The organism is Sphingosinithalassobacter tenebrarum (genome assembly GCF_011057975.1).
Classification (GTDB): domain Bacteria; phylum Pseudomonadota; class Alphaproteobacteria; order Sphingomonadales; family Sphingomonadaceae; genus Sphingomonas; species Sphingomonas tenebrarum.
Map to the genome: position 1 here is coordinate 3,524,054 of NZ_CP049109.1, position 25,603 is coordinate 3,549,656.

General features: G+C 65.0%; 18 protein-coding genes. 9 read left to right on the forward strand and 9 right to left on the reverse strand.

The window, feature by feature from the left end:
- Nucleotides 1–38 precede the first annotated feature (38 nt).
- The 3 genes from gpmA (at nt 39) to G5C33_RS17580 (ending at nt 2,387) form a co-directional block, all read left to right on the forward strand.
- Complete coding sequence (gene gpmA, locus G5C33_RS17570; RefSeq protein ID WP_165328336.1) at nt 39–725, forward strand: 2,3-diphosphoglycerate-dependent phosphoglycerate mutase; 687 nt, start codon at nt 39–41, stop codon at nt 723–725.
- A 106-nt stretch (nt 726–831) separates the two neighbouring features.
- Nucleotides 832–1,317 carry a 5-(carboxyamino)imidazole ribonucleotide mutase gene (purE, locus tag G5C33_RS17575; protein WP_165328337.1) on the forward strand — a complete coding sequence of 162 codons (486 nt, stop codon included), beginning with the start codon at nt 832–834 and terminating at the stop codon, nt 1,315–1,317.
- Nucleotides 1,314–2,387, forward strand: coding sequence for a 5-(carboxyamino)imidazole ribonucleotide synthase (locus G5C33_RS17580; RefSeq protein ID WP_165328338.1), 1,074 nt, complete (start codon nt 1,314–1,316; stop codon nt 2,385–2,387). The genes purE and G5C33_RS17580 overlap by 4 nt, the downstream gene beginning before the upstream one ends.
- Nucleotides 2,388–2,505: 118 nt before the next feature.
- Here the strand turns inward: G5C33_RS17580 and G5C33_RS17585 are convergent, their stop codons facing one another.
- The 3 genes from G5C33_RS17585 to G5C33_RS17595 all read right to left on the reverse strand — a co-directional run bounded on the left by G5C33_RS17585 (nt 2,506) and on the right by G5C33_RS17595 (nt 7,806).
- Entirely contained in the window at nt 2,506–4,410 is a 1,905-nt protein-coding gene (locus G5C33_RS17585; protein WP_165328339.1) for a CocE/NonD family hydrolase, read from the reverse strand.
- A gap of 164 nt (nt 4,411–4,574) precedes the next feature.
- Nucleotides 4,575–4,877, reverse strand: coding sequence for a hypothetical protein (locus G5C33_RS17590; protein ID WP_165328340.1), 303 nt, complete (start codon nt 4,875–4,877; stop codon nt 4,575–4,577).
- 25 nt (nt 4,878–4,902) lie between these two features.
- A complete protein-coding gene (locus G5C33_RS17595) occupies nt 4,903–7,806 on the reverse strand; it encodes a M16 family metallopeptidase (protein WP_165328341.1) in 2,904 nt (967 codons plus the stop codon).
- A gap of 152 nt (nt 7,807–7,958) precedes the next feature.
- Here G5C33_RS17595 and G5C33_RS17600 point away from each other — a divergent pair, with 152 nt between their 5' ends.
- Nucleotides 7,959–9,623 (forward strand): M28 family peptidase, encoded by a 1,665-nt coding sequence (locus G5C33_RS17600; protein ID WP_165328342.1) that lies wholly within the window; start codon nt 7,959–7,961, stop codon nt 9,621–9,623.
- Nucleotides 9,624–9,680: 57 nt separating this feature from the next.
- Here the strand turns inward: G5C33_RS17600 and G5C33_RS17605 are convergent, their stop codons facing one another.
- Nucleotides 9,681–10,190 carry a hypothetical protein gene (locus G5C33_RS17605; protein ID WP_165328343.1) on the reverse strand — a complete coding sequence of 170 codons (510 nt, stop codon included), beginning with the start codon at nt 10,188–10,190 and terminating at the stop codon, nt 9,681–9,683.
- A gap of 65 nt (nt 10,191–10,255) precedes the next feature.
- Here G5C33_RS17605 and clpB point away from each other — a divergent pair, with 65 nt between their 5' ends.
- Together clpB and G5C33_RS17615 are read left to right on the forward strand one after the other, a co-directional pair.
- The gene (gene clpB, locus G5C33_RS17610; protein WP_165328344.1) at nt 10,256–12,835 is read left to right on the forward strand and encodes an ATP-dependent chaperone ClpB; all 2,580 of its coding nucleotides are present in this window, start codon (nt 10,256–10,258) and stop codon (nt 12,833–12,835) included.
- A 65-nt stretch (nt 12,836–12,900) separates the two neighbouring features.
- Entirely contained in the window at nt 12,901–14,367 is a 1,467-nt protein-coding gene (locus tag G5C33_RS17615; protein WP_165328345.1) for a tetratricopeptide repeat-containing sulfotransferase family protein, read from the forward strand.
- A gap of 197 nt (nt 14,368–14,564) precedes the next feature.
- Here the strand turns inward: G5C33_RS17615 and G5C33_RS17620 are convergent, their stop codons facing one another.
- The 4 genes from G5C33_RS17620 to xseA form a co-directional block, all read right to left on the reverse strand.
- Nucleotides 14,565–17,690 carry a TonB-dependent receptor gene (locus G5C33_RS17620; protein ID WP_165328346.1) on the reverse strand — a complete coding sequence of 1,042 codons (3,126 nt, stop codon included), beginning with the start codon at nt 17,688–17,690 and terminating at the stop codon, nt 14,565–14,567.
- A 270-nt stretch (nt 17,691–17,960) separates the two neighbouring features.
- Nucleotides 17,961–18,884: a M23 family metallopeptidase gene (locus G5C33_RS17625; protein WP_228275114.1), complete on the reverse strand. Its 924-nt coding sequence runs from the start codon at nt 18,882–18,884 to the stop codon at nt 17,961–17,963.
- Complete coding sequence (locus G5C33_RS17630) at nt 18,884–19,081, reverse strand: DUF2093 domain-containing protein (RefSeq protein ID WP_165328347.1); 198 nt, start codon at nt 19,079–19,081, stop codon at nt 18,884–18,886. Before G5C33_RS17630 ends, G5C33_RS17625 begins: the two co-directional genes overlap by 1 nt.
- 37 nt (nt 19,082–19,118) lie before the next feature.
- On the reverse strand, nt 19,119–20,498 hold the full coding sequence (gene xseA / locus G5C33_RS17635) for an exodeoxyribonuclease VII large subunit (protein WP_165328348.1): 1,380 nt from the start codon (nt 20,496–20,498) through the stop codon (nt 19,119–19,121).
- Here xseA and purD point away from each other — a divergent pair.
- Entirely contained in the window at nt 20,497–21,762 is a 1,266-nt protein-coding gene (gene purD, locus G5C33_RS17640; protein ID WP_165328349.1) for a phosphoribosylamine--glycine ligase, read from the forward strand. The genes xseA and purD overlap by 2 nt on opposite strands.
- Nucleotides 21,763–21,925: 163 nt before the next feature.
- Here purD and G5C33_RS17645 read toward each other — a convergent pair whose 3' ends face one another.
- Entirely contained in the window at nt 21,926–22,567 is a 642-nt protein-coding gene (locus G5C33_RS17645) for a DUF998 domain-containing protein (protein ID WP_228275115.1), read from the reverse strand.
- Between the two features lie 143 nt (nt 22,568–22,710).
- Between G5C33_RS17645 and G5C33_RS17650 the strand changes: the two genes are divergently transcribed.
- Nucleotides 22,711–24,363: a M28 family metallopeptidase gene (locus G5C33_RS17650; RefSeq protein ID WP_407698052.1), complete on the forward strand. Its 1,653-nt coding sequence runs from the start codon at nt 22,711–22,713 to the stop codon at nt 24,361–24,363.
- A 204-nt stretch (nt 24,364–24,567) separates the two neighbouring features.
- On the forward strand, nt 24,568–25,551 hold the full coding sequence (locus G5C33_RS17655; protein ID WP_165328351.1) for an agmatine deiminase family protein: 984 nt from the start codon (nt 24,568–24,570) through the stop codon (nt 25,549–25,551).
- The last annotated feature ends 52 nt before the right edge of the window (nt 25,552–25,603 follow it).

Below are 25,603 nucleotides of genomic sequence, written 5' to 3' on the forward strand. Positions count from 1 at the left end.
GCGCATCGCGGGCAGGCAGAACCAGACCGGGAGACTTCATGCCCACGCTCGTCCTGATCCGCCACGGCCAGTCGGCCTGGAACCTCGAAAACCGTTTCACCGGCTGGTGGGACGTCAACCTGACCGAAAAGGGCGTCGCCGAGGCACAGGCGGCGGGCGAGCTGCTCACCGAAAAGGGTTTCGATTTCGATCTCTGCTTCACCAGCTATCAGACGCGCGCGATCAAGACGCTCAACATCGCGCTGGAGGCGATGGGGCGGCTGTGGCTGCCGGTCGAGAAGGACTGGCGGCTGAACGAGCGGCACTATGGTGGCCTTACCGGGCTCGACAAGGCGGAGACCGCCGCCAAGCATGGCGACGAACAGGTCCATATCTGGCGCCGCAGCTTCGACGTGCCGCCGCCGCCGATGGAGCCGGGCAGCCCGTTCGATCTGAAGAAGGACCGCCGCTATGCCGGGATCGACATTCCCGACACCGAAAGCCTGAAGGACACGATCGCCCGCGTGCTGCCCTATTGGGAAAGCCGCATCGCGCCCGAGCTCAAGGCCGGCAAGCGCGTGGTGATCTCCGCCCACGGGAATTCGCTGCGCGCGCTGGTCAAGCATCTCTCGGGGATTTCGGACGAGGAGATCACCGGGCTGGAAATCCCGACCGGGCAGCCGATCGTCTATGACCTAGACGACGATCTGGTCGCGCAGGACCGTTATTATCTGAGCGAGCGCTGACAAGTTCCTTCCCTGCAAGGGGGGGAATACCCGACACCTCACAGCCATTGCCCTGCCCCGCGCACGCCATTAGGAGGCAATGCTTCCTTTTGCGGCACGGGCGGAAATGAGCGAAGCACCTCTTGTCGGCATCATCATGGGCAGCACTTCCGATTGGGAGACGATGGCGCATGCCGCGAAGAAACTCGAAGCGCTCGGCGTGCCGCACGAATGCAAGGTCGTGTCGGCGCATCGCACGCCGCAGCGGCTGTATGACTATGCCAGCGGCGCGGCGGATCGCGGGCTGAAGGTGATCATCGCCGGCGCGGGCGGCGCGGCGCATCTGCCGGGCATGGCGGCGTCGATGACGCATCTGCCGGTACTCGGCGTGCCGGTCCAGTCCAAGGCGCTCAAGGGGATGGATAGCCTGCTTTCGATCGTACAGATGCCCGCCGGCGTGCCGGTGGGAACGCTGGCGATCGGCAATGCGGGCGCGGCGAATGCCGGGCTGCTCGCCGCATCGATCCTCGCCACCAGCGATCCAGCGCTGGCCGAGCGGCTGCAGGTGTGGCGCGCGGGCCAGACCGATGGCGTGGCAGAAAGCCCCGAATGAAGCCACTTCCGCCCGGAACCACGATCGGCGTTATCGGCAGCGGCCAGCTCGGCCGGATGCTGAGCGTCGCGGCTGCCCAGCTCGGCTATCAGACGCATATCTTCGCGCCGCAGAGCGGCCCGGCCAACGATGTCAGCGCCGGGTTCACGCGCGGCGCCTATGACGACGAAGAGGCGCTGGCGGTGTTTGCCAGCCATGCCGATGTCGTCACCTACGAGTTCGAGAATATTCCGGCCGGTCCGATCGAGGCGCTGTCCAAGCACGTACCGGTCCACCCCTCCCCCGCCGCGCTGGCAGTGGCGCAGGACCGGATCGCCGAAAAGACCTTTGCCGAGAAGGCAGGCGGCAGGACAGCCCCGTGGCGCGCAGTGAACGGGCCGCGGGCGCTTGAGGAGGCGATCGCCGAAATCGGCTGCCCCGCGATCCTCAAGACGACCCGCTTCGGCTATGACGGCAAGGGGCAGGCGCGGCTGATGACGCCCGAGGATGCCCGGCACGCCTGGGAAGCGATCGGCGGACGCCCGGCGATCCTCGAAGGCTTCGTGAAATTCGACGCCGAATTCTCGATCGTGCTCGCGCGCGGGACCGATGGCAGCATCGTCACCTGGCCGGCGCCGAAAAACGAGCACAAGGACGGCATCCTCTCGCTCTCGACCGTGCCCGCGCCGAAGAAGATCGCCGCGCAGCATGACGAGGCGGTGGCACTGGCGAGCCGGATCGCGCAGGCGCTCGACCATGTCGGCGTGCTGACGCTCGAATTCTTCGCGTCCGCCGACGGCCCGATCTTCAACGAAATGGCGCCGCGCGTGCACAATAGCGGCCACTGGACGATCGAAGGCGCGGTAACCTCGCAGTTCGAAAACCATGTCCGCGCGATCTGCGGGCTGCCGCTCGGCCCCACCGCGCTGACCGGCAGGAAGGTGACGATGACCAACCTGATCGGCGAGGACGCACTACCCGAGAACGTCGCGCATCTGCTCGCGGAGCCGGGTGCGCATCTCCACCTTTACGGCAAGCACGAAGTGCGCGAGGGCCGCAAGATGGGGCATGTGACGCGCGTCACGCGCTGATACCTTCCCGTTCGTCAGACCTCGGCGATCCTCCCCAGCAAGGGGGAGCTGGCAGCCCGCACCAGGGCGAGGGCTGACGGAGGGGTGGAATCCCCACGCCAGCGACTGCCCCCACCCCTCACTTCGCCACGGGCAGCAGCACCGCGCTCGCGCCCGGGCCGCCGCGCACGATTTCGATTGTCGCTTCCCGATAGTCCTGCGGCTCGGCGAACATGATGTTCGGAACATAGGTCTGCGGATTGCGATCGTAGAGCGGGAAGAGCGTCGACTGGATCTGCACCATGATCCGGTGCCCCGGCTTCACCGTGTAGTTTACCGTCGGCAGGCGGAATTTATATTCCTGCACTTCGCCCGCCGGGATCGGCGAGGGATCGGAGAAGCTCTCACGATAGCGACCGCGGAAGATGTCCATCGCGATCGGCAGCTGATAGCCGCCCATCTCCGGCTTTTCGGGATAGATGGACGGATAGACGTCGATCAGCTTGACGATGAAATCGCCGTCGGTGCCCGTCGTCCGGGCATGGATGTCGGCGATCGGCGCGCCTTCGAGCTTCACTGCCTCGGTCAGCACCGGCGTCTGATAGGTGAGCACGTCCGGGCGCGCTTCGGCGAAACGCTGGTCCTGCACCAGCCAGGTACGCCAGCGGTCGTTGGCCGCCGGGATCGGGCGGGTGAGATAGGGCACCGGCTTGGCGGGATCGGAGACATAGCTGTCCTCCCCCGTCGCCGGCCGGCCGAAGCCCAGCCCCATATCGGCCTGCAGATAGAGCGGCGTCAGCGTCTTCGCGCCCGGCCATTGCGCGAACCGGTCCCAGCGATCCTCAACCGGATCGTAGAGCATCGCCGCGGGCATCGGCTGCGCCATTGGCGTGCCGCGTAGATAGTGGTTGAAGAAGGGGATCAGCACCTGTTGGCGGAATTCGGCGACGGTATCGCCGCGAAAGGTAAACGGCCCCATTTCCCGCCCCGAGCGATTGATCTGGCTGTGCCACCAGGGGCCGATGACGAGATGGTTGTTGGCGCCATGCCCCGCCTTTGTCAGCGCTTCCCAGGCATGGACGGCGCCATAGATATCCTCCTGGTCCCACATGCCCTGCAGCCAGATGGTGGGCACGGTCGAGGGGCGTTCGACGAGCAGCTTGTCGACTGCCTGCAACTGCCAGAAGGCGTCATAGGCGGGGTGCGCCGACAGTCGCTGCCACCAGGGAAGCCGATCGATGCCATGCGCGCGCGCCATCGCGCCCGCCGAGCCGGCTTCGAGGAAATTCGAATAATCGTCATAGCCGGTGCGGACCATGCCGCTGCCGCGCCCCTTCGCGCCCGACTGGCTGGCGAAGAAATCAAGGTTGAGCTGGCGGAACGCGCCGTAATGGAACCAGTCGTCGCCCATCCAGCCGTCGACCATCGGACTTTCGGGAGCCGCGACCTTGAGCGCGGGATGCGGATCGAGCAGCGCCATCGTGACGGTCCAGCCGTCATAGGAAGAGCCGATCATCCCGACATTGCCGTTCGATTCGGGCAGGTTCTTCACCAGCCAGTCGATCGTGTCCCAGGCATCGGTGGTGTCGTCGGTATCGCTGGGATTGAGCGGCCCGCGCGGCGGGCGCGTCATCACATAATCGCCTTCCGAGCCGTATTTGCCGCGCACATCCTGCCAGACGAGGATATAGCTGCCGTCGGCCCAGTCGATATTGCCCGACCATACCGCGGCGCGCATGTCCGGGCTGTTCGAGGCGATCGGGAAATTGGCGTTATAGGGCGTCCGCTCGAGCAGGATCGGCAGGTCCCGCGCGCCCTTGGGGATCATGATCACCGTGTGGAGCGACACGCCGTCGCGCATCGGGATCATTTCCTCGCGCGTCACATAGTCGTCTTGGTCGCCCGGCTGCTGCCAGTCGGCGGGGATGTCGCTGCCGGTCTGCACCATGTCCGGCGTGACCTGCGGCGCGTTCTGCGCGGCGGCCGGAAAGGCGAGCGTACAGGCGAGAAGCGCGACGAGCGTGGAACCAGGCAGCTTGCGCATGGGCGACCTCTTTAGGCTGTGGCGACGCCCGTTGATACGCCTCCGGCAACGCGAAGCAAATCGGCGACCGGTGCACGATACGGAAAAGGCCCGCCCCGGCATGACCGGAGCGGGCCTTTTCGTGTGCAACACGTTCCTCCCCTGGAAGGGGAGGAACCGTGCGATCAGCTTTTGCGCACGCCCGTCAGCGGGAAGCTGCCGAAGGCGCCGGCGGTTACCTTGCCTTCCATCGAATCACCGTCGACCGTCGCTTCGCAATCGAGCGAGAGCGGCATCGGCACGGTGATGTCCATCTTCCAGGTGAGCGTGTCGCCGTCGACCTTGCCGTCCTTGACTTCGGCCGAGCCCATCGCGCCGTTGAAGTCGCCGGTGAAGGTGTCGCCCGAGCTGACGACGGTCAGCGTCGCCTTCTGATCGCCCATCGGCGTCTTGGCGACCGTTTCCCAGCTTCCGTCCACATTGGCCATTTTGAAACTCTCCAGTTGGGGCTTGTCACTCGTCCTCGGGCGCAGTGCCCGCGAGTTCGTCTACGGAGATGACCTCGACCGGCAGACCCAGACTGTCAAGCTGCGGCCGGACGGTTTCGGCGTCACCTACCACGACCCAAACGAACGCATCGGGATTGAGTGCCTCCCGTGACGCAGCGTCAAGTTCCTCGCGGCTCAGCGCGCGATATTTTTGCGCGATCGTGTCGTAATAATCGTCGGGACGCCCGAACAGATCATTGGTCTGCATCGCGCCGAGTACCGAGTCGCTGGTTTCGAAACCGCCCGAAAGCTCGCGGATATTGCCCTTGATGGTGAGGTCGAACTCTTCGGGCGTGATCCCGTCGGTGGTGAGAAAGCCGGTTACCTCGCGCTGGAGCGATGCGATCGACTCGCCCGTCTTGTCCGCCTGGACCGGTGCGATGATCATGTAGGAGACAGCGTTCTCCAGACGGCGGAAGATACCGAACGCGCCATAGGACCAGTGCTTCTCCTCACGCAGATCCATGTTGATGCGGCTGAGGAAATCGCCGCCCAGAACGTCGTTCGCAGTGAAGACCGGCAGCAGTTCGCCGCGGGGGGCCAGCGTGGTGAGCTGTCCGCCCACAATGTAGGATTGCGGCGAATCCGGGCGATCGATCAGCAGGATGCCCACCGGCGCCTGCACCGCAGCCGCGCTGAAATCCTTGCTGCCCGCCTCCCCGGTCGCGGTCCAGTTACCGAAACCGGTTTCGAGCGCCGCCGTCACCTGCTCGAGCGGCAGATCGGATACGACGAAGATCTTTGCCTTGTCCGGGCGCAGCCATGCATCGTGGAAAGCCACCAGATCCTGCGGCGTCAGCTCGGCAACCGCAGCGGCATCGCCCCGGCCCGCGCCCAGCTTGTTGTAAGGCGAGTCCTTGCCGAAGACCAACCCGGGAAGCGCGCGCATCGCCAGCCCCTGCGGGCTGGTGAGTTCCTGAGAGATGGAGGCCAGCAGCTGATTGCGCAGCCGATCGACTTCCTCCGGCGCGAAGGCCGGGTTGCGGACGATATCGGCGAACAGGTCGACTGCGGCGGGCAGGTTCGGACTGGGCACCGAAAGCGAGGCCGTCGTCCGGTCCGTCGACGAGCCGAGGCTGATGGCCGCGCCAAGCCGCTCCTTGGCTTCGGCGAGCGCGATCGAATCCATCGTGTCGGTGCCTTCGTCCATCACGCTGAGCATCAGCGACTGAGTGCCGAGCGCATCGACCGGATCGGCGACCGTGCCGGCATCGAAGCTCATCGCGATCTGCGTCACCGGCACCGCGTCGCGATGCGCGTAGATCACTTCGACGCCGTTCGACAGTGTGGTGCGCGTGACATCGGGGAAGTCGAGATCGGTCAGCTGGCCGACTTCGGGCATCGGATCGCGCGTTGCCGTTACCTGCGGTTCCGCGGGAGCCTCCTGCGATGCTTCCTCGATCTGGTCCGGGCCGGGCTCCTGAACCGTCACCGGCGTGGTGTCGACCGACTGCGATTCGGTATAGGCTTCGCGCTCACCCGGCGAGATGGTGAGCTGATAATAGGGCTGGCCGAGCCATTTCTGCGCGGCCGCCTGCGCCATTTCCGGCGTCGTCACGGCCAGGCGGTCGAGCTGCTCGCTGTAGAAGCCGGGATTGTCGGCATAGAGCGCGCCTTCGGCGAGCGTCACGGCCTTGCCGCCGAACCCGCCGACCGATTCCAGATTTTCGAGAATCCCCGATACCTTGTCGGTAGCGTAACGCTGCACTTCCTCGGCGGTCGGACCGTTGGCGAGATAATCGGCAAGGATTTCATCGAGCCGCTGTTCGACCAGTTCGGGATCGACGCCCGGACGCACATTGACGATCAGGTCGAACGTGCCCCCCTGGGCCATCGTGTCGGCGCTCGCGCTGACGCTGACGGCCAGCTTTTCCTTGCGGACCAGGATATTGTCGAGACGCGAGGAGGAAAGCCCGCCGAGCACGCCGCCGGCCACCTGCAGCGGCACGGCGTCCTCGTCGGTCATGCCGGGGATCGACCAGATGCGATAGATGCGCGTCGCCGCGACATTGTCGCTCATGGTTTCCTTGACCGTTTCGGCCATCGGCGCGGGCGTGATTTCGGGAAGCTCGCTCTTGGGTCCGCGTTCGATCGCGCCGAAATATTTCTCGACCAGCGGGCGCGCTTCGGCGGCGTCGATATCGCCCGCCAGCACCAGTACCGCGTTGTTCGGGCCGTAATGCGAGCGGAACCAGTTCTTGACCGTGTCGAGGCTGGCCGCGTCGAGATCGGCCATCGATCCGATGACGCCGTGGCCATAGGGGTGATCGAGCCCGAACACGCCTTCCATGATGCTGTACCAGGCAAGGCCGTAGGGCTGGTTGTCGCCCTGCCGCTTTTCGTTCTGGACGACGCCGCGCTGTTCATCGAGCACTTCCTGCGTCACCGCGCCGAGCAGATAGCCCATGCGGTCGCTTTCCAGATACAGAGCCTTTTCGAGCGCGGGGCGCGGGACCGTCTCGAAATAATTGGTACGATCGAACGACGTGGTGCCGTTGAGATCGGTCGCGCCGACTTCGCGCAGCGGCGCGAAGAAATCGCCGGGCGCGTTTTCCGACCCGTTGAACATCAGATGTTCGAACAGATGGGCGAAACCGGTCTCGCCTTCCGGCTCGTGCTTCGCGCCGACATCATACCAGACGGAAACCGCGACGATTGGCGCCTTGCGGTCGGTGTGCACGATGACACGCAGCCCGTTGTCGAGCGTGAACTGCTCATAGGGAATGTCGATCGCGGAAACGAGCTCCGCCACCGAAGCGGGCTCGGGCGCGGCGGCTTCCTGCGCGATCGCGGCGGGCATGGCCATCGGCGCGGCGGCGGCAACGAGCGCGCATGCGGCGGCGCGGCAGAGAAGGTGGGCGGTTTTCATCAATCAGGGTCCCCGGTCGTGAGATTGGGCGCGAACATACCGCCCAAAGCGCGTGTCGCAAGCCGCGACCGTATTATTTCGACAAATCACCCTTGCGGTGGCGGAATTGGACACTAGTCTCCCGCGCAACAATCATCCTCCGGGGGTATTTGATGCGATTTTCCCTTCTGCTGACTGCCGTTTCGCTGGCGCTCGCGCCGGCCGCGGCGGTTGCCCAGACTGCCGACGAGCCGACCTTTTCCGCCGAGCGCGTGAAGGCGGACGTCACGTTCCTCGCCAGCGATGAGCTCGAGGGCCGCAATGCCGGCGATCGCGGCTATGACGTCGCGGCCAAATTCGTCGCCACGCGCTTCGAATCGATGGGACTGGAACCCGGCGGCCCCGACGGCAGCTGGTATCAGATGGTGCCCTTCGCCGAAGTCGGCCTGGAAGGCACGCCGACCATGATGGTCGACGGTGCGCCGCTGCAGCAGGGCAAGGACATGCTGATCGGCGCGGGCAGCAGCCTGGAAGGCGGCGAGCAGACGATCGTCGGCAATGCCGTTTTCGTCGGCCACGGCATGGTGTCCGAGGAACATGGGATCGACGATTATGCCGGCGTCGACGCGACCGGCAAGTTCGTCGTCTATTTCGTCGGCCCGCCTTCCGATCTGGCGCCCGAACAGATGGCGGCGCTGCGCTCGATCAACCGCGTGAAGGTGGCCGCCGATCACGGCGCGATCGGCGTCCTGATGGTGCTGCGTCCGCAGGATGTCCGCATTCCTTGGGAACAGCTGGGACATTACGTCACCGGCGCGCAGCTTCAGCTGCTCAACGCCGACGGCACCTCGCGTGAGGAAGCCGCGCCGGGCGGTATCCAGATTTCGGCCTATATCCGGCCCGAAACGCTCGCCCCGCTGCTCGAAGGCACCGACATGACGGTCGAAGGTGCGCTCGAAGCCGCCGACACGGTGGAAACGACTGCATTCGAACTGCCGCATCAGGTGACGCTGACCCGCAATGTTTCGGTGCGCCGTTTCGAATCGCCCAACGTCATCGGGCTGCTGCCGGGTTCGGATCCCGAGCTGAAGGACGAATATGTCCTGCTGACCGCGCATCTCGATCACAACGGCATCGACCGCGAGAAGGAAGGCGACCAGATCTACAACGGCGCGATGGACAATGCCGGCGGCACCGCGACGATGCTGGAGGCCGCGCGCGCCTTCACTTCGACCGGCACCAGCCCGCGTCGTTCGATCATGTTCGTGTCGCTGACCGCCGAAGAGGACGGGCTGCTCGGCTCCGAATTCCTCGCCAACAACTGGTTCGTCGAAGGCGGCACGATGGTTGCCGACGTCAATCTCGACATGCCGGTGCTGCTCTACGACTTCAAGGACGTGGTCGCGTTCGGCGCCGAGCATTCGACGCTGGGTCCGATCGTCGCCGAGGCCACCGCCAAGGCGGACGTGAGCCTGTCGCCCGATCCGATGCCGGAGGAAAATCTGTTCGTGCGTTCGGATCACTACAGCTTCGTCAAGGCGGGCGTGCCCTCGGTCTTCCTCGTCACCGGCTTCGAAAATGGCGGTGAAGAAGCGTTCCGCCACTTCCTGGCGACCGACTATCACCAGCCGAGCGACCAGATCGACCTGCCGTTCGACTGGGACGCAGCGGCCAAGTTCGCGCGGATCAACTTCCTGATCGCGCGCGAGATCGCCAACGCCGATACCGCGCCGATGTGGTATGAAGGCAATGAATATGGCGACCGCTACGCCCCCGACGCCGCGAAGGCGCCGGCCCCGGCGGTCGAGGAAGAAGCGGAAGCCGAAGCCGCCGAATAAGGCGCTTCAGCGTAAGTGACAGAAGCGGCGCGCGTCCCTCGGGACGGGCGCCGTTTTCTATTCTTCGTTCGCGACGATCCTCAGCGGAGCATCCTGCCAGATCTCGACAACGGTACGCATCACTCGGTCGGCGCATTCATATGCGACCCCCGTCTCGCTCTCCAGGACCAGGTGCAGACCCGCCTCGCGCGCAGCCGTCAACAAGACCGGCAGTTCCTCGATAGCCAATGATTGCCCGCCGACCAGTACATGGCACGGCGCACCGGCCGCCATCGTGAGCGCCAGCGGCTCGGCTTCGCGCACTTCCTCGATCCGCGTGATTCCCGCACGCTGCAATTCGAAAACAATGCCCGTTCCGCATTGCTCGGGCACTGAATCGAGGCCGTGAATCTCCACCGGGCGCCCATCGCGCGCCCAGGCGGCGGTACGCAGCGACAATTCGTCGAGCGGGAAACGCTCCTCATCCGAAACGACCGTGCATTGCCCCCCGTCAAACCCTATTTCCAGCGTGACCGGTATCGGTGCTTCCTGAGCAATCAGCAGCGCCATCAGCGTCGGAAAAATCATCGCGCTCCCCTTGTGTTGCAATTTTACAACACCATCTTGGCGACAAAGGATAGCAGGGACGACACATGAATCTCGAAAAATTCACTGATCGCGCCAAGGGTTTTCTCCAGTCGGCGCAAACCGTGGCGATCCGCATGAACCATCAGCGGATCACGCCCGACCATCTGCTCAAGGCGCTGCTCGAGGATAATGAGGGCATGGCCGCGGGCCTGATCCAGAAAGCGGGTGGCAATGCCGCGACCGCCGTGCAGGAAACCGACGCCGCGCTGGCGCGCATTCCGGCCGTATCGGGATCGGGCGCGCAGCAGACGCCCGGGCTCGATAACGAAGCCGTGCGAGTGCTCGACCAGGCCGAACAGGTCGCCCAGAAAGCGGGCGACAGTTACGTCACTGTCGAGCGGCTGCTGCTCGCGCTGGCGCTTTCGAGCAACAGCAACGCCGGCAAGGCGCTGGCCAAGGCGGGGGTGAAGGCGGAGGCACTCAATGCCGCGATCAACGAACTGCGCGGCGGCCGCACCGCCGACACCGCGTCGGCCGAGGACCGTTACGACGCGCTCAAGAAATTCGCACGCGACCTGACCGAGGCCGCGCGCGACGGCAAGCTCGACCCGGTGATCGGCCGCGACGAGGAAATCCGCCGCACGGTCCAGATCCTGTCGCGCCGGACCAAGAACAATCCGGTGCTGATCGGCGAACCCGGCGTCGGCAAGACCGCCATCGCCGAGGGGCTGGCGCTACGCATCGCGAACGGCGACGTGCCCGATACATTGAAGGACCGGCAGCTGATGGCGCTCGACATGGGCAGCCTGATCGCGGGCGCCAAATATCGCGGCGAATTCGAGGAGCGGCTGAAAGGTGTGCTCGACGAAGTGAAGGCCGGCGAAGGCAATATCATCCTGTTCATCGACGAGATGCACACGCTGATCGGCGCGGGAAAGACCGAAGGCGCGATGGACGCGGGCAATCTGCTCAAGCCCGCCCTCGCCCGCGGCGAACTCCACTGCATCGGCGCGACGACGCTCGACGAATATCGCAAATATGTCGAAAAGGACGCGGCGCTCCAGCGGCGGTTCCAGCCGGTGTTCGTCGGCGAACCCACCGTCGAGGATACCGTCTCGATCCTGCGCGGACTGAAGGAGAAGTACGAGCTGCACCACGGCGTGCGGATCACCGACGGCGCGATCGTGTCGGCGGCGACGCTTTCCAATCGCTACATCACCGACCGTTTCCTGCCCGACAAGGCGATCGACCTGATGGACGAGGCGGCAAGCCGCATCCGCATGGAAGTGGAGAGCAAGCCCGAGGAAATCGAGAATCTCGACCGGCGGATCATCCAGCTGAAGATCGAGCGCGAGGCGCTGTCGAAGGAAAGCGACACCGCGTCGCAGGACCGCCTGGCGAAGCTCGAGGACGAGCTGGCGCAGGCCGAGAATGAATCGGCACAGCTCACCGAGCGCTGGCAGGCCGAGAAGGTGAAGATCCAATCCGAAGCGAAGCTGAAGGAACAGCTCGATCAGGCGCGGATCGAACTCGAACAGGCGCAACGCGCGGGCGATCTCGCGCGCGCGGGAGAGCTTTCCTACGGCACGATTCCGTCGCTGGAGAAACAGCTCGCCGATGCGCAGGGCGCGACCGAGGGCGCGATGTTGCGTGAGGAAGTGACCAGCGACGACATCGCCGGCGTGGTGAGCCGCTGGACCGGCATCCCCGTCGACAAGATGCTCGAAGGCGAGCGTGACAAGCTGCTCAACATGGAGAGCGCGATCGGCGCGCGGGTGATCGGGCAGGAAGATGCGGTTAAGGCCGTTTCGACCGCCGTCCGCCGCAGCCGCGCGGGGCTGCAGGACCCGAACCGGCCGCTCGGCAGCTTCCTGTTCCTGGGGCCCACCGGCGTCGGCAAGACCGAGCTGACCAAGGCGCTCGCCGAATTCCTGTTCGACGATCCCAATGCGATGGTGCGCATCGACATGAGCGAATTCATGGAGAAGCACGCAGTCGCGCGGCTGATCGGCGCGCCTCCCGGCTATGTCGGCTATGAGGAAGGCGGCGTGTTGACCGAGGCGGTGCGCCGGCGCCCCTATCAGGTCGTGCTGTTCGACGAAGTCGAGAAGGCGCACAGCGACGTGTTCAACGTGCTGCTGCAGGTGCTCGACGACGGTCGCCTGACCGACGGGCAGGGCCGTACGGTCGATTTTTCGAACACGATCATCATCATGACGTCGAACCTGGGATCGAACTTCCTCACCAACATGACCGAAAACCAGAAGGTCGAGGATGTCGAACCGCAGGTGATGGAAGTCGTCCGGGCGCATTTCCGCCCCGAATTCCTCAACCGTCTCGACGAGATCATCCTGTTCCACCGGCTCGGCGCCGAGCATATGGGCCCGATCGTCGATATCCAGGTCGCGCGCGTGCAGAAGCTGCTCAAGGATCGCAAGATCACGATCGAGCTTTCCGACGCGGCGCGCGACTGGCTGGGGCGGGTCGGATATGATCCCGTCTATGGCGCACGCCCGCTCAAGCGCGCGGTGCAGCGTTACCTGCAGGATCCGCTCGCCGACCTGATCCTGAAGGGCGAAGTGAAGGACGGTTCGACCGTGAAGGTCGGCGAAGGCGACGGGCAGCTGGTGCTCAACGTCACCTGAACCGGGCACAGGGGCGCGGCAGCCGGATGTTTTCATTTCCGGCTGCCGCGCCTAGGCCTGTAGGCATGACCGAAACGAGAAACACTTCGCGCGTTCTGGCGGCCGTCGATGCGCTGAAGCGCCACGAACGGCACGAAGCCGTCGCCTTGCTGAACGCCGAGTTGCAGCATGGCCCGCGGACCGGCGATGCCTGGAAAAGCATATCCCGGTTGGCGTCGAACATCCGCGAGATCGAGATCGCGATCGAAGCGGCACATCGATATGCGCAAACGCCCCCGGTCACGCTTGAGAAACAGCTGTTCTATTGGCGCGAACTGGCCGCCAACGGGCGGCTGGACGATGTCGAATCAGGCATTTCCGCGCTGCCGGAAGCGGCGCGCAGACATCCGGCGGTGCTGCATTTCCAGGCGACGATCACTGAGCAACGCGGCGATTTCGACGCCGCCATCGCCGGATATCGCGATGCGATCGCCCGCTCCCCGGGCCCGGCGCAAGTGGAAAGCTGGTTCGCGCTTGCCATGCTCAGGAAATTTTCGCCCGGCGATTCCGATCTTGCTGCAATCGAGGCGCTGGCGCCGCATGTGCGCTCGGCTCCGCCCCTGATCGCCGCGCGCTGGCACTATGCGCTGGGCAAGGCGCTGCAGGATCAGGGCGAATATGACCGCGCCTTCGCGTGTTTCAGCAACGGCGCCGCACTGCGAAGGCAAGGCGAGCGGTTCGACGCCGATGCCCTGTCTAGTGTCGCCGACCGCGTCATCCGCGACTATACCGCCGAGGGACTGGCAAGGCTGACGCCGTCAAAAAATGACTCGCGCCGCGCCATTTTCGTCAACGGCCTGCCGCGATCGGGTACGACACTCGCCGAGCAGATTTTGACGGCGCATGACGATGTCGGCGACGGCGGCGAGATCAACCTCGCCCGGGCGGCATTGCTGCCCGCCGGCGACACCGGGCTGGAGGCCGCGCTCGCCTATCAGCAGCGCAGCGCAAGCGAGGATCCCTGGGGCGCGATCGCTGACGATTATCTGCGCCTTTGCACGATGCTGTTCGGTGATTCCGGGCGGTTCGTCGACAAGACATTGCTGCAATCGCATATCGCCGGGCTGTTGCTGCACAGCCTGCCCGAGGCGAAGATGATCTGGATGCGCCGCGACCCGGAAGATTGCGCGATCAGCTGTTTCACCACCTATTTCACCGAACCGGTGCCGTGGAGCTGGTCGCTCGAGGATATCGCACGGCTCTTCGCGATCGAGGACCGCCTGCACGCGCACTGGCGCGCGCTGTTTCCCGAGCGGATCCTTACCGTGTCCTATGAGGCGCTGGCGCGCGATCCCGAACAATGGGTTCCGCGCATGGCGGCGCATGTCGGCCTGTCGATGGACAGCGCGATGCTCGAACCGCATCGGAACAGCCGCACGGTCCGCACGGCAAGCGTGCAGCAGGTGCGCAGCGCGATCGGTACCGGGCGGATCGGCATGTCGCAGCAGTATGACGAACAGCTCGCGGCATTTCGTACGATCTACGGCGGTTAGCGCGCCCCACCGCGGCTGGTCCGGTCGCGGGCCAAGCTGATTCCAACATTATCGGTCAGAAACGAACCGCCTGCTCGGCTTAGCGGCTTAGCGGCTTAGCGGCTTAGCGGCTTAGCGGCTTAGCGGCTTAGCGGTGGCACAAAAAAAGCGGGGCGGACCGAAGTCCACCCCGCTCTCTTTGTTAGCCGAAGCGTCTCTTAGAAGGAGACGTCCAGACCCAGACGCACGTAACGCGGCGACTGGTAGGCGCTCGGGTTACCATAGTTCGGGTTCGGGATGTACGTCGCCGGCAGGCCGTTCGGGCCGGTCGTGACGTCCAGATCGCCGAATTCACCGCGCTGCTGGATGCCCTGCGAGTTGAACAGGTTGAAGACGTCCGCACGGAGCGTCACGACCTGCCCGGTGGGCACTTCGACGTTGTAACGGAAAGAGAGGTTAACCTCTTCGATCCAGTCGCTTTCCTGAGCCGTGCCACGCGGCGAAGGCTGGCCACCGCAATAGTGCGAAGCCGCACCGTAACCGTTCGCGAAGGCGTCGGTCGGGTGATAGCCGATGCAGCTCAGCTTACGCGGCGACGACAGGCTCATGTTGGTACCGATGGTGAACGCATCGGACAGGGCAACCGCACCCCACAGCTTGAAGCGGTGCATGCGGTGGTTCGGAAGATAGCCATAGGCATATTCCGTGAAGCCCGGCTGGTCGAAGTCCTGCGTCAGACCGGCGTCGGTCTGTTCGAAGTCCGAGGTAACGAAGCCTTCGGTGTTACCCTTGCTCTTCGACCAGGTGTAGCTGCCGCCCAGGTTCCAGTTGCCGTCCCACTTGCGGTCGAAGGTGAGTTCGACTGCGTCATAGGTACGTTCGGCCTTCGGATAGCCCAGCTGTTCCGCCGTCAGCGTAACCGTCTGGTTCGCCAGCGGCGTACCGTCCGCGAGCAGGTCGATCGTCAGATCTTCGCCCGGGTTCAGCAGCACATACTGATGATAGCCGGTCCAGATCGAGTCACAGCCGGCGATGCCGTTGTCGTCGCAATAGTCGATGACAGCCGCGTCGATCGCGACGTCTTCAGCCGTCTGGTCCAGCGTACGATGGGTGTAGCTGATGCCAGCGGTGAAGCCACCGAAGTTATGCTCGTAGCCGACGATCCATTCGGTTTCCTGCGTCGCTTCGAGGTTGCCCGAAACGAAGGTGTTGACCGTCGCAACCGAACCGTCGCCCGTCACGTTACAGTAGTTGCCGCTCGAGAGCGGGGTCAGGCCGAACGGGCAGGCGTCCTGATAGGCGCCCTGGTTCTGCACTTCGCCGGTCAGGATCGGCAGACCATCCGAGTCGAAGCCCGAATAATAGTAACGTTCACGGATATAGTATTCCGAACCGGCGGTACGGAATGCCGTGTTGCTGGCGAGCGGCAGGTAATAGACGCCATAGGCACCGTAGAGCGAGCCCGAGCTGTCCGGCCACAGATCATAGGTGAAGCCGAGACGCGGTGCCCAGTTGTCCTGCAGCGAGATGAACTCGGAACCGTCCGGCGAACGGACCGCGAAGTCGTCCTGGCGAACGCCGAGGTTCACCGTCAGACGATCGGTGATGTTCCATTCGTCCTGGATGTAGAAGGCACGGTTGGTCGCATCGAACGTACCGCCGCTGTTGAAGTAGTTGACTTCAACGATGTCGCCGATCGCATCCGACGGACGCAGGAGCAACGCGGCACCGGCCGAACCGGTATTCGCGTTGTACGCCGCCGAGCTGAGGAAGCCGGCATTGAAGAGATAGTCGCCGCCGGTACGCACGGTGGAGTGCGACAGCGAGTTCTCTTCGACGTCGAAGCCGCCGCGGAAGTGATGCTGACCGAAGAGTTCGACGAAGATGTCGACATCGGCGCGATAGAATTCACGCTCGGTCTGATACGGGAACGCGCGGCTGGACGAGGCCTGGCTGAGAAGCAGACCACCGTTCGGCGTGCCGCCGACCGCAACGCCCGAAGAGTTCACGAAGTACGGCGTCTGCGCACCCGAATCGAGACCGATGCTGTCGAAACGGTCACGCGAACGACCATAGGCGCCCGAAACCGTCAGCCAGTCGGTGAAGTTGCCGGTGTACTTGCCGACGAAGTTCACGCCGCCATAGTTGAATTCCTGCAGCGACTGCACCGGGCCGGTCGAACCGACACCGTTCAGTTCCGAATAGGCAAGGTCACGACGGGTCGTGGTGTTGCGCGTATCGAACAGCGTGAATTCGAGGTGCTGGCCGTCGATCGGATAGGCATCGACCTTCACCGCATAGAACGGATCGTTGTTGCGACGATCGAAGGCGAGACCGCCGGTGCGGCTGGCCGTCAGCGTTTCGGTGCTGCGGAATTCGACGAGTCCATAGACGAACAGGCGATCCTTGATGATCGGGCCGCCGGCTTCGAGAATCGCCGAGTAGCTGTCCGACTCGTCGAACGCGCGGTTCGTCGTGTTGATGCAGGTGCCGGCCGAATCGCAGCTCGTCAGGTTCTTACCCGGCGAACGCAGGAAGTCCGGCGCCCAGTTCAGGTGGATCGCCGCCATGAAGTCGTTCGAGCCCGACTTCGACACGGCGTTCACGATACCGCCGGTGGCACGACCGAATTCGGCCGGATAGCCGCCCGACTTGACTTCGACCGAACGGTAGAACTCGAACGGAACGCGAGTCGAGCCGAGATAGTTGTCGAAGTTGGTCAGGTTCAGACCGTTGAGATAATAGGCGTTTTCCGCGACCGACGAACCGCCGATCGACGAAAGGTTGCCGAAGCCGTCATCGCCCTGCGACGTACCCGGCGCGAGCAGCACGACCGAGGTGAGGTCGCGGCCGATCGGCGTGGTCTTGACCAGTTCCGCAACGTCGACGTTGAGGCCGGTGGTGGTGCCGCTGAAGTCCGCGACGGCTTCACCCGAAACGACGATTTCGTCGGTCGAACCGGTGATGAGCGCGACGTCGATATCCGCGGTCTGCGACGACAGGATGCGAACGCCGGTGGCCGTATAGGTCGGCAGACCCTCGGCGACGACGACGACGTCGTAGCTGCCGGTCGGCAGGCTGTTGAAGCGGAAGGTGCCCGAAGCGCCGGTGGTGGCGGTGCGGGTGAAACCCTGGCCGGTGGAGGTGACAGTGACGGTCGCGCCCGAGATCGGCGAGCCGACCTCATCGGTCACCGTGCCGGTGATCGTACCCGTCGTATAGTCCTGAGCCGCAGCCGGAGCCGCGACCGCGACTGCACCTGCGCCAGCGCCGATGAGCGCCAGCGCGCGAAGCGCCGTCCCCGCGCGCAGCGACTTGCGTTTGGTATGAAGAGTGTTCTTCACGATGTTTTCCCTCGTCTATTCCGGTCGACCCGCAAAGGAGCGCCCCTGACCGGAGTTTGCCCGCCCCTCAGAAAAGCGTGCGAAACGCGCACTGAGGGGCATGGGGTGAAGGGATGAAGCCCCGCTTTCGCGCTGTAAAGGTGACATTCAGGTTCAGTTGCCGCCTTTTGGGTTAGGTGTAGCCAAAATGCCACAACTTCGTCTCGCGGCTGTTATGAATGCCGGCTAGGCACGCCGGTTTTTTGTGCAGCTGCGAAAAAAGCTGCCGGTTTATTGCGCAGCCGGCATGGGCCCGGCGATCAGCAGCGGATCGATCCGCGCGTCATTCCATTTCAGGCTCCAGTGAAGGTGCGGGCCGGTTGCAGAGCCGCTCTGGCCGATCGCCCCCACCCGCTGACCGCGCCGGATATGCTCGCCCACTTTCACATCGATTCGCGACAAATGCAGGAAGGCGCTGTTCAGCCCCATGCCGTGATCAAGCATCAGCAAATGCCCTTCCAGCGAAAAGGGCTGCTCCGCGGCGAGAATCACCACGCCGTCCGCCGGGGCGAGGACAGGCGTTCCGCTCGGGCGGGCGATGTCGATGCCGGAGTGATAGGACGCCGGTTCGCCGCCATAGACGCGCTGCGCGCCGAAAAGCCCCGAAATCCGGCCCGTCACCGGCCAGAGGAAATCCTGGCGCCAGCCCTCCGCGCCGGTCTGCATCGCGCGCGCGGCGACGATCTGTTCGATCTCGCCGGCGCGGCGGCGGCGCCATGCGTCGGAAACCTGCGAGCGCGGGCGCAGCGAATCGATTCGCTCGATCCGCCAGGCGCGCGGGCTGACGGTCAGTTCCTTGCGTATTTCGCGTCCGTCGCGCAGCCGCGCGACCAGTGTCGCGCTGTCGCCCGCATCGCGATCGAAGGCGATCAGGAAGCGGCCGTCGGGCGCCACCGGAATCGATTCGCCATCGAAGGTGAGAAAGGTCGTGCCCTCGGGCGCGGTGCCGAGCAGCGCGCCGCCCTGGGTGATCGGGCCGGTCAGCGTGAAATGGGGTTGGATCTGCTGCGTTGCGGCAGGTGTCGGCGCCGCCTCGCTCGGTGTCGGTGTCGGCAGTGGCGAAGGCGCCACAGGCTCCGCGGCGGGCACCTTCATGCACGTCGTCAGCGCGACCAGCGCGAGCGCGGCGGCGATCAGCTTTCCCCCCGCCATCATCAGTGCCCCATCGCCTTTCCGGCCATGTCGGCGGAGGCATAGGCCTCCTGCTTTTCGACGCTCCAGTAGCGCAGTTCGTCGAGCGCGATCCGCTCGCCCGAAACGGCGCAGACGACATGATCGCCGGGCGAGAGCACGCGGAATCCGTTGGCCATATAGTGGAGCCGCGCGGCGCGGCTGGAATTGGACATCAGCATCGCTGGCGACCTCCTTTTTGGGTTCGGGCTGGACGCGTCAGAGCAGAGTCGGCTGCTCCGGCTTTTCCACAGGATAGGATTTGCCGCCCGATCGCTCAACCCGCGCGTCCACCGTTCCGTCGATGAAGCGCAAGGTGAGCGCCCCGGCGGCGCGCGCCGCCTCGGCATTGGGCAGCACCTTGCCGCTGGCGCGCCCCTCGACCCAGGCATAGCCTTTTTCGAGCGGACGATTGGGGTGGACCAGATCGAGATGCCGCCCGACGCCGTCGAGCCGCTGGCGCGCGGCAGCGAGCCGCTGGGTGAGCATCGCCGGGCGGAGCGCGCCCGAAACGCGGTCGAGATCGCGCCGCCCGCGCGTCAGCCGGTTCTCCAGCCCGCGATCGAGCCGCGCGCCGATATCGTCGAGCTTCTGCCGCTGCGGCCCGAGCAGCGCATCGCGCTTGGGCAGCACGCGCACCAGCGCCGCGAGCCGCTCGCCCGCGCGTTCGTGATAGCGCCGCGCGCAGCGTTCGGCGCGCAGGCCCAATGTCGCGAGATTGTTGGCGAGATCGGCGAGCACCGGCACTGCCATTTCCGCCGCGGCGGTCGGCGTCGGCGCGCGCAGGTCGGCGGCATAGTCGGAAAGGCTGGTGTCGGTCTCATGCCCCACCGCCGAGATGATCGGCAGGCGGCACTGCGCGATCGCGCGCACCACCGGCTCCTCGTTGAACGCCCAGAGATCCTCGATCGAGCCGCCGCCGCGCGCGACGATCAGCAGGTCGGGTTTCGCCACCGGCCCGTCGGCGGGCATCGCATCGAACCCGCGAATCGCGGCGGCGACTTCGGCGGCGGCGCCCTCCCCCTGCACCTTCACCGGCCAGAGCAGGACATGGCAGGGACAGCGATCCTCGAGCCGATGGAGAATGTCGCGGATTACCGCGCCGGTGGGCGAGGTGATCACGCCGATCGTGCGCGGCATATAGGGGAGCTTCTGCTTGCGCTCCTGCGCGAACAACCCCTCGGCCGCGAGCTGCGCCTTCAGCTTCTCGAACAGCGCCATCAGCGCGCCTTCGCCCGCCAGCTCCATTCGCTCGATGACGATCTGATACTTCGAGCGGCCGGGATAGGTGGTGAGCTTTCCGGTCGCGATCACCTCGACGCCGTCCTGCGGGGTAAAGGGGATGGCATTGGCCGCGCCGCGCCAGATGACGCCGTCGATCACGGCATCGGCATCCTTGAGCGCGAGATAGCAATGGCCCGAAGCCGCTCTTTTCCATCCCGAAATCTCGCCGCGCACACGGACGTGGCCGAACTCGCCTTCCACCAACCGCTTGAGTCGCGACGAAATTTCACCGACCGACCACGGTGCGGCGTTGTCCCCGGGCGCCTGCTGGGCTACCAGCCGTTGCGAATCTGAATCGAATGGGGAATCGGGCATGAACGTCCTGCTGATCGGGTCGGGAGGCCGCGAACATGCGCTCGCATGGAAGCTGGCGCAATCGCCGCTGCTCGACAAATTATACGCAACGCCGGGCAATCCGGGAATCGCGCAGCATGCGGAGCTGGCCGATATCGCCGCGGAGGACCAGCGCTCGATCATCGATTTCTGCCTGCGCCATTCGGTTAATTTCGTCGTGATCGGTCCCGAAGCGCCGCTCGTCGCAGGGCTCGCGGACAATCTGCGGACGATGAAGATCGGCGTGTTCGGTCCCGGCCGCGATGCGGCCCAGCTCGAAGGATCAAAGGGCTTCACCAAGGATCTGTGCCGCCGCGAGAAGATCCCGACTGCCGCCTACAGCTATGTCACCTCGAAGGACGGCGCGCGCGCCGCGCTCGACGAGTTCGGGGTCCCGGTGGTGGTGAAGGCGGACGGGCTGGCCGCGGGCAAGGGCGTGACCGTCGCCAAGACGCGGGAGGAGGCCGAGGCAGCCATCGCCGCGATCTTTTCGAGCAACGGCGCGACCGCGGTGATCGAGGAGTTTCTGACCGGCGAGGAAGTGAGCCTGTTCGTCCTCACCGACGGCAAGACGATCCTGCCGATCGGTTCGGCGCAGGATCACAAATGCGTCGGCGAAGGCGATACCGGCCCCAATACCGGCGGCATGGGCGCCTACAGTCCCGCGCCGGTGCTAACGCCCGCGATCGAGAAACAGGCGCTGGATACGATCGTACAGCCGACCGTGGATGCGCTTGCGCGCGCGGGCACGCCTTATTCCGGCGTGCTCTATGCCGGGCTGATGCTGACCGCCGAGGGGCCCAAGCTGATCGAATATAACGTCCGCTTCGGCGATCCCGAATGCCAGGTGCTGATGCCGCGCCTCAAGAACGACTTGCTCGCGCTGATGGTCGCGATCGACGAAGGCAGGCTCGCCGATGCGCCCGCCCCTGAATTTGTCAGCGAAGCCGCACTGGGCGTGGTACTTGCGGCGAAGGGCTATCCCGGCACGCCCGAAAAGGGCGGCGCGATCTCGGGGCTCGACGCCGCGCAGGATGCCGGTGCTCTGGTTTTCCATGCGGGAACGATCGAAGAGGATGGCGCGCTCAAGGCCAATGGCGGGCGCGTGCTCAATATCGTCGGCATGGGCAACGATATCCGCGCGGCGCAGCAGGTCGCCTATCGCGGGGTCGACGCAGTCGATTTCCCGACCGGCTTCTGCCGCCGCGACATCGGTTGGCGCGAACTGGAACGCGAGAGCGCTTAGAAGGCGCTGTTGCCGCCGCCCCTGCGAAGGCAGGGGCCTATCGCTCTGTCGTGCGTGCGCAACGGCCGACACAAGCGGGCAGCCCGATGTGTCCGGCAGATCGCGATACGATACAGACATGGATCCCTGCCTTCGCAGGGATGACGGGCAATATTACTCGTGGTTACGCAATCCGCCCACCCCCAAGCCGGCCGCACTCGGCGTGGCGCCAGAGGTGATAGCCGACCAGCGCGAACCAGCCGAGCATGCACAGCGCCAGCACGCGCTCGTATAGGCCGTCCCACCCGGTCGGCATGACATAGAGGAACGGCGCAGCGAGGCCCCAAACCGCCGCGAAGCCGCGCAGCCACCATTTGCGGCGGCTCCCCGCCGTCAGCCCGCGCGACGTCAGCCATACGGCCAGCGGAAAACTCGCGCCGAGCACGCCGACGAAATACAAATGCAGATCGGGCCCGCCGCCGGGCCGGTTATAGGCTTCATAGGCGGCGATCGCGATCACGTCGGCCGCAAGCAGCACCAGCAGCCCCTGCCCCACGACCCAGTCCCACCCGTCGACGCGCCAGAAGGAAAGCCCGGCGGCGACGGCGAGCACCGCGATGACAAAGGCGTACAACCCGGCATCCTCGATCCAGTCATAGGGACCTGCGGCGACGTTGCTGATCGTTTCACTGACCGGGCCGATCCGGCTTGCCAGCGTCACGCCGAGCAAATCGGCAGCCAGCACCAGCACGCAGCCGAGCAGCGCGACGATCCCGCCTACACGCGACAGCCGCTCGTTGCGCGTAACATCACGGTCTCCGGCCATTTCCGCTCCCCTTGCGCACATGCGATCCGATATCGATCGAACGCGGAAAACGGTTCCCTGCCGCCATTCCCCCGCCCCGCCTTGTCGTGCCGCCCCGGCGCTGCCATGATCGACGCATCCCCCAATTTCCTTGAGGTATTCGCATGCGCCCCATGATCGCCGCCCTGTTGCTGCCGCTTGCGGCCTGCACCGCCGGGGACAAGCCGGAAACGGCGTCGGCTCCCGACATCTCGCTCGAAACGATGAAGGACGTGACGCGCACGCTCGCCTCGGACGATTTCGAGGGCCGCGCGCCGGGCAGCGCTGGCGAGGAAAAGACGCTCGCCTATCTGGTCGAGCAGTTTCAGGCGGCGGGGCTGCAGCCGGGCAATGACGGCAGCTGGTTTCAGGACGTCCCGCTGGTCGAGATCAATGCGAAGAACGTCTCGCCGCTCACCTTCACCGGCGGCAGCGAGGATCTGTCGCTCGAATACGGGCCGGACATGGTGGTGAGCACCTATCGCGTGACGCCGCGCATCGACATCGAGAACAGCGACGTTGTGTTCGTCGGATACGGCATCAATGCGCCTGAGCGCGGCTGGAACGATTATGAAGGCGTCGATGTGACCGGCAAGACCGTCATCATCCTGGTCAACGATCCCGACTGGGAAACGCAAGGGCTGGACGGCACCTTCAACGGCCGCGCAATGACCTATTACGGCCGCTGGACCTACAAATATGAAGAGGCCGCGCGGCAGGGCGCAGCGGCAGCGATCATCGTCCACCAGACCGAACCCGCCGCCTATGGCTGGAATGTCGTCCAGTCGAGCTGGTCGGGCCCGCAACAGGTGGCAGACGCCGAAAACGGCCATATGGACCAGAGCAAGGCGGACGGCTGGATCCAGCTCGAATATGCCAAGAAGCTGTTCGCGGGCGCGGGGCTGAATTTCGACGAACTCGCGCAGGCGGCAAAGCAGCCTGGATTCGAGGCAGTACCGCTCGAGGGCGTGCAGGCATCGGTGTCGTTCGACAATGAAATCCGCAAGCACAGCTCGAAGAATGTCATCGGCATATTGCCGGGCAGCGAGCGGCCCGACGAATATGTCCTCTACACCGCGCATTGGGATCATCTCGGCCATTGCGAAGCGGCGCCCGACGGCGACGATATCTGCAACGGCGCGGTCGACAACGCCACCGGCGTCGCCTCGCTCGTCGCGCTGGCACAGGCCAACAAGGAAGCGGGGCCGGCGGCGCGCAGCCAGGTGTTCCTGGCAGTGACTGCCGAGGAATCGGGGCTGCTCGGATCGGCCTATTATGGCGACAATCCGGTCTTCCCGCTGTCCCAGACCGTCGGCGGCGTGAATATCGACGCGCTGGTGCCGATGGGCCCGTCGCGCAACGTGACGGTGGTCGGCAAGGGCAAGTCGGAGCTCGACTCCTATCTTGAGGAAGCGCTTGCCGCGCAGGGCCGCGTCGCTTCGGCAGAGCCGACGCCCGAGAAAGGCTATTACTACCGTTCGGATCATTTCAGCTTCGCGAAGCATGGCGTGCCGATGATCTATTTCGAGGGCGGCGAGGATCTGGTCGAGGGCGGCGAGGAAGCCGGCGCCGCCGCTGCGCAGGATTATACCGACAATCGCTATCACGGGCCCAAGGATGAATATTCGGAGGACTGGGACTGGTCGGGCATCATGGAGAATGAAGCGCTCTATTACCGCGTCGGCCGCGCTCTGGCGGAAACCGATGCCTGGCCCAACTGGGTCGAAGGCGACGAATTCCGCGCGATTCGGGACGAGAGCCGGGCGGAGGCGGAGTAACCCTTTAAAAAAAACGCCGTCGCCCCTGCGCAGGCAGGGCCTATCGGTGTGCAGTGCATATGACCGGCTGACACAGCAGCTGCGGCGCCTGTGTTAGAGCGTCAGGCGCAACGGTACAGAGATGACCCCCTGCCTACGCAGGGGCGACGGGCGGCGGCGAAAATGGCCGTTTCCCTGCGGCCATATCGACACTAGATAGCGGGCATGACCACGCCTCCCCCCCCCGAATGGGCGCGCCATGACGCCGTTTGGATCGGCTTTCCCAGCCATCCCGAACTCTGGCTCGAAGACCTCGATCCCGCGCGCGCCGAAGTGACGGCGTTCGCCCGGGCGGTGCATGCCGGAGGCAAGGGCGAGCGCGTCATTCTGGTCGCCGCCGACGAAGATGCGGCGCAGGCCGCGCGCGATCATGCGGGCGACGCCGCCGAAGTCGTCGTCGCGCCGTTCGGAGACATCTGGCTTCGCGACACCGGCTGCATCCTCGATGGCGACGGTGTCGCGCATGATTTCCAGTTCAACGGCTGGGGCGGCAAATATGACCTGCCGGGCGACGATGATGTCGGCGCGCGGCTGGCCACGGCGCGCGGGCTGGTGCCGGTCGAACATGACTGGATTCTCGAAGGCGGCGCGATCGACGGCGACGGCACGGGACTGGTCGTCACCACCGAGCAATGCCTGCTCAATCGCAATCGCAACACGGGCATGTCGCAGCAGGATGTCGAATCGCGACTGCGCAGCGACCTGGGGTTCGATCGCGTGCTGTGGCTGGGCAACGGGCTTGCCAACGATCACACCGACGGCCATGTCGACAATCTGGCGCGGTTCGTCGGGCCGAACCGGCTGCTGATCCCCGAACCGACCGAAAACGATCCCAACTGGCGCGTCTATCAGGACGCGGCATCGCGCGCGCAGGCGTTCGGTGTCGACGTCGTCCACATGCCCTCGCCCGGCCGGGTGCTTAATGAGGATGAGGAGATCATCCCGGCGAGCTACATGAACTTCTATATCGGCAATGCCGCGGTGGTGGTGCCGCTCTACGGCCAGCCGCACGATGTCGCGGCAGTAACGACGCTCGAAGCGCTCTTCCCCGACCGGCAGATCATGGGCATGGAAGCCGGGCATATCCTGACCGGCGGCGGCAGCTTTCACTGCATCAGCCAGCAGATTCCCAGCGCAATTTCCATCTAGCTCTGAATCGTCACCCCCGCGAAAGCGGGGGTCCAGCTGCCTTGCTCGGCGG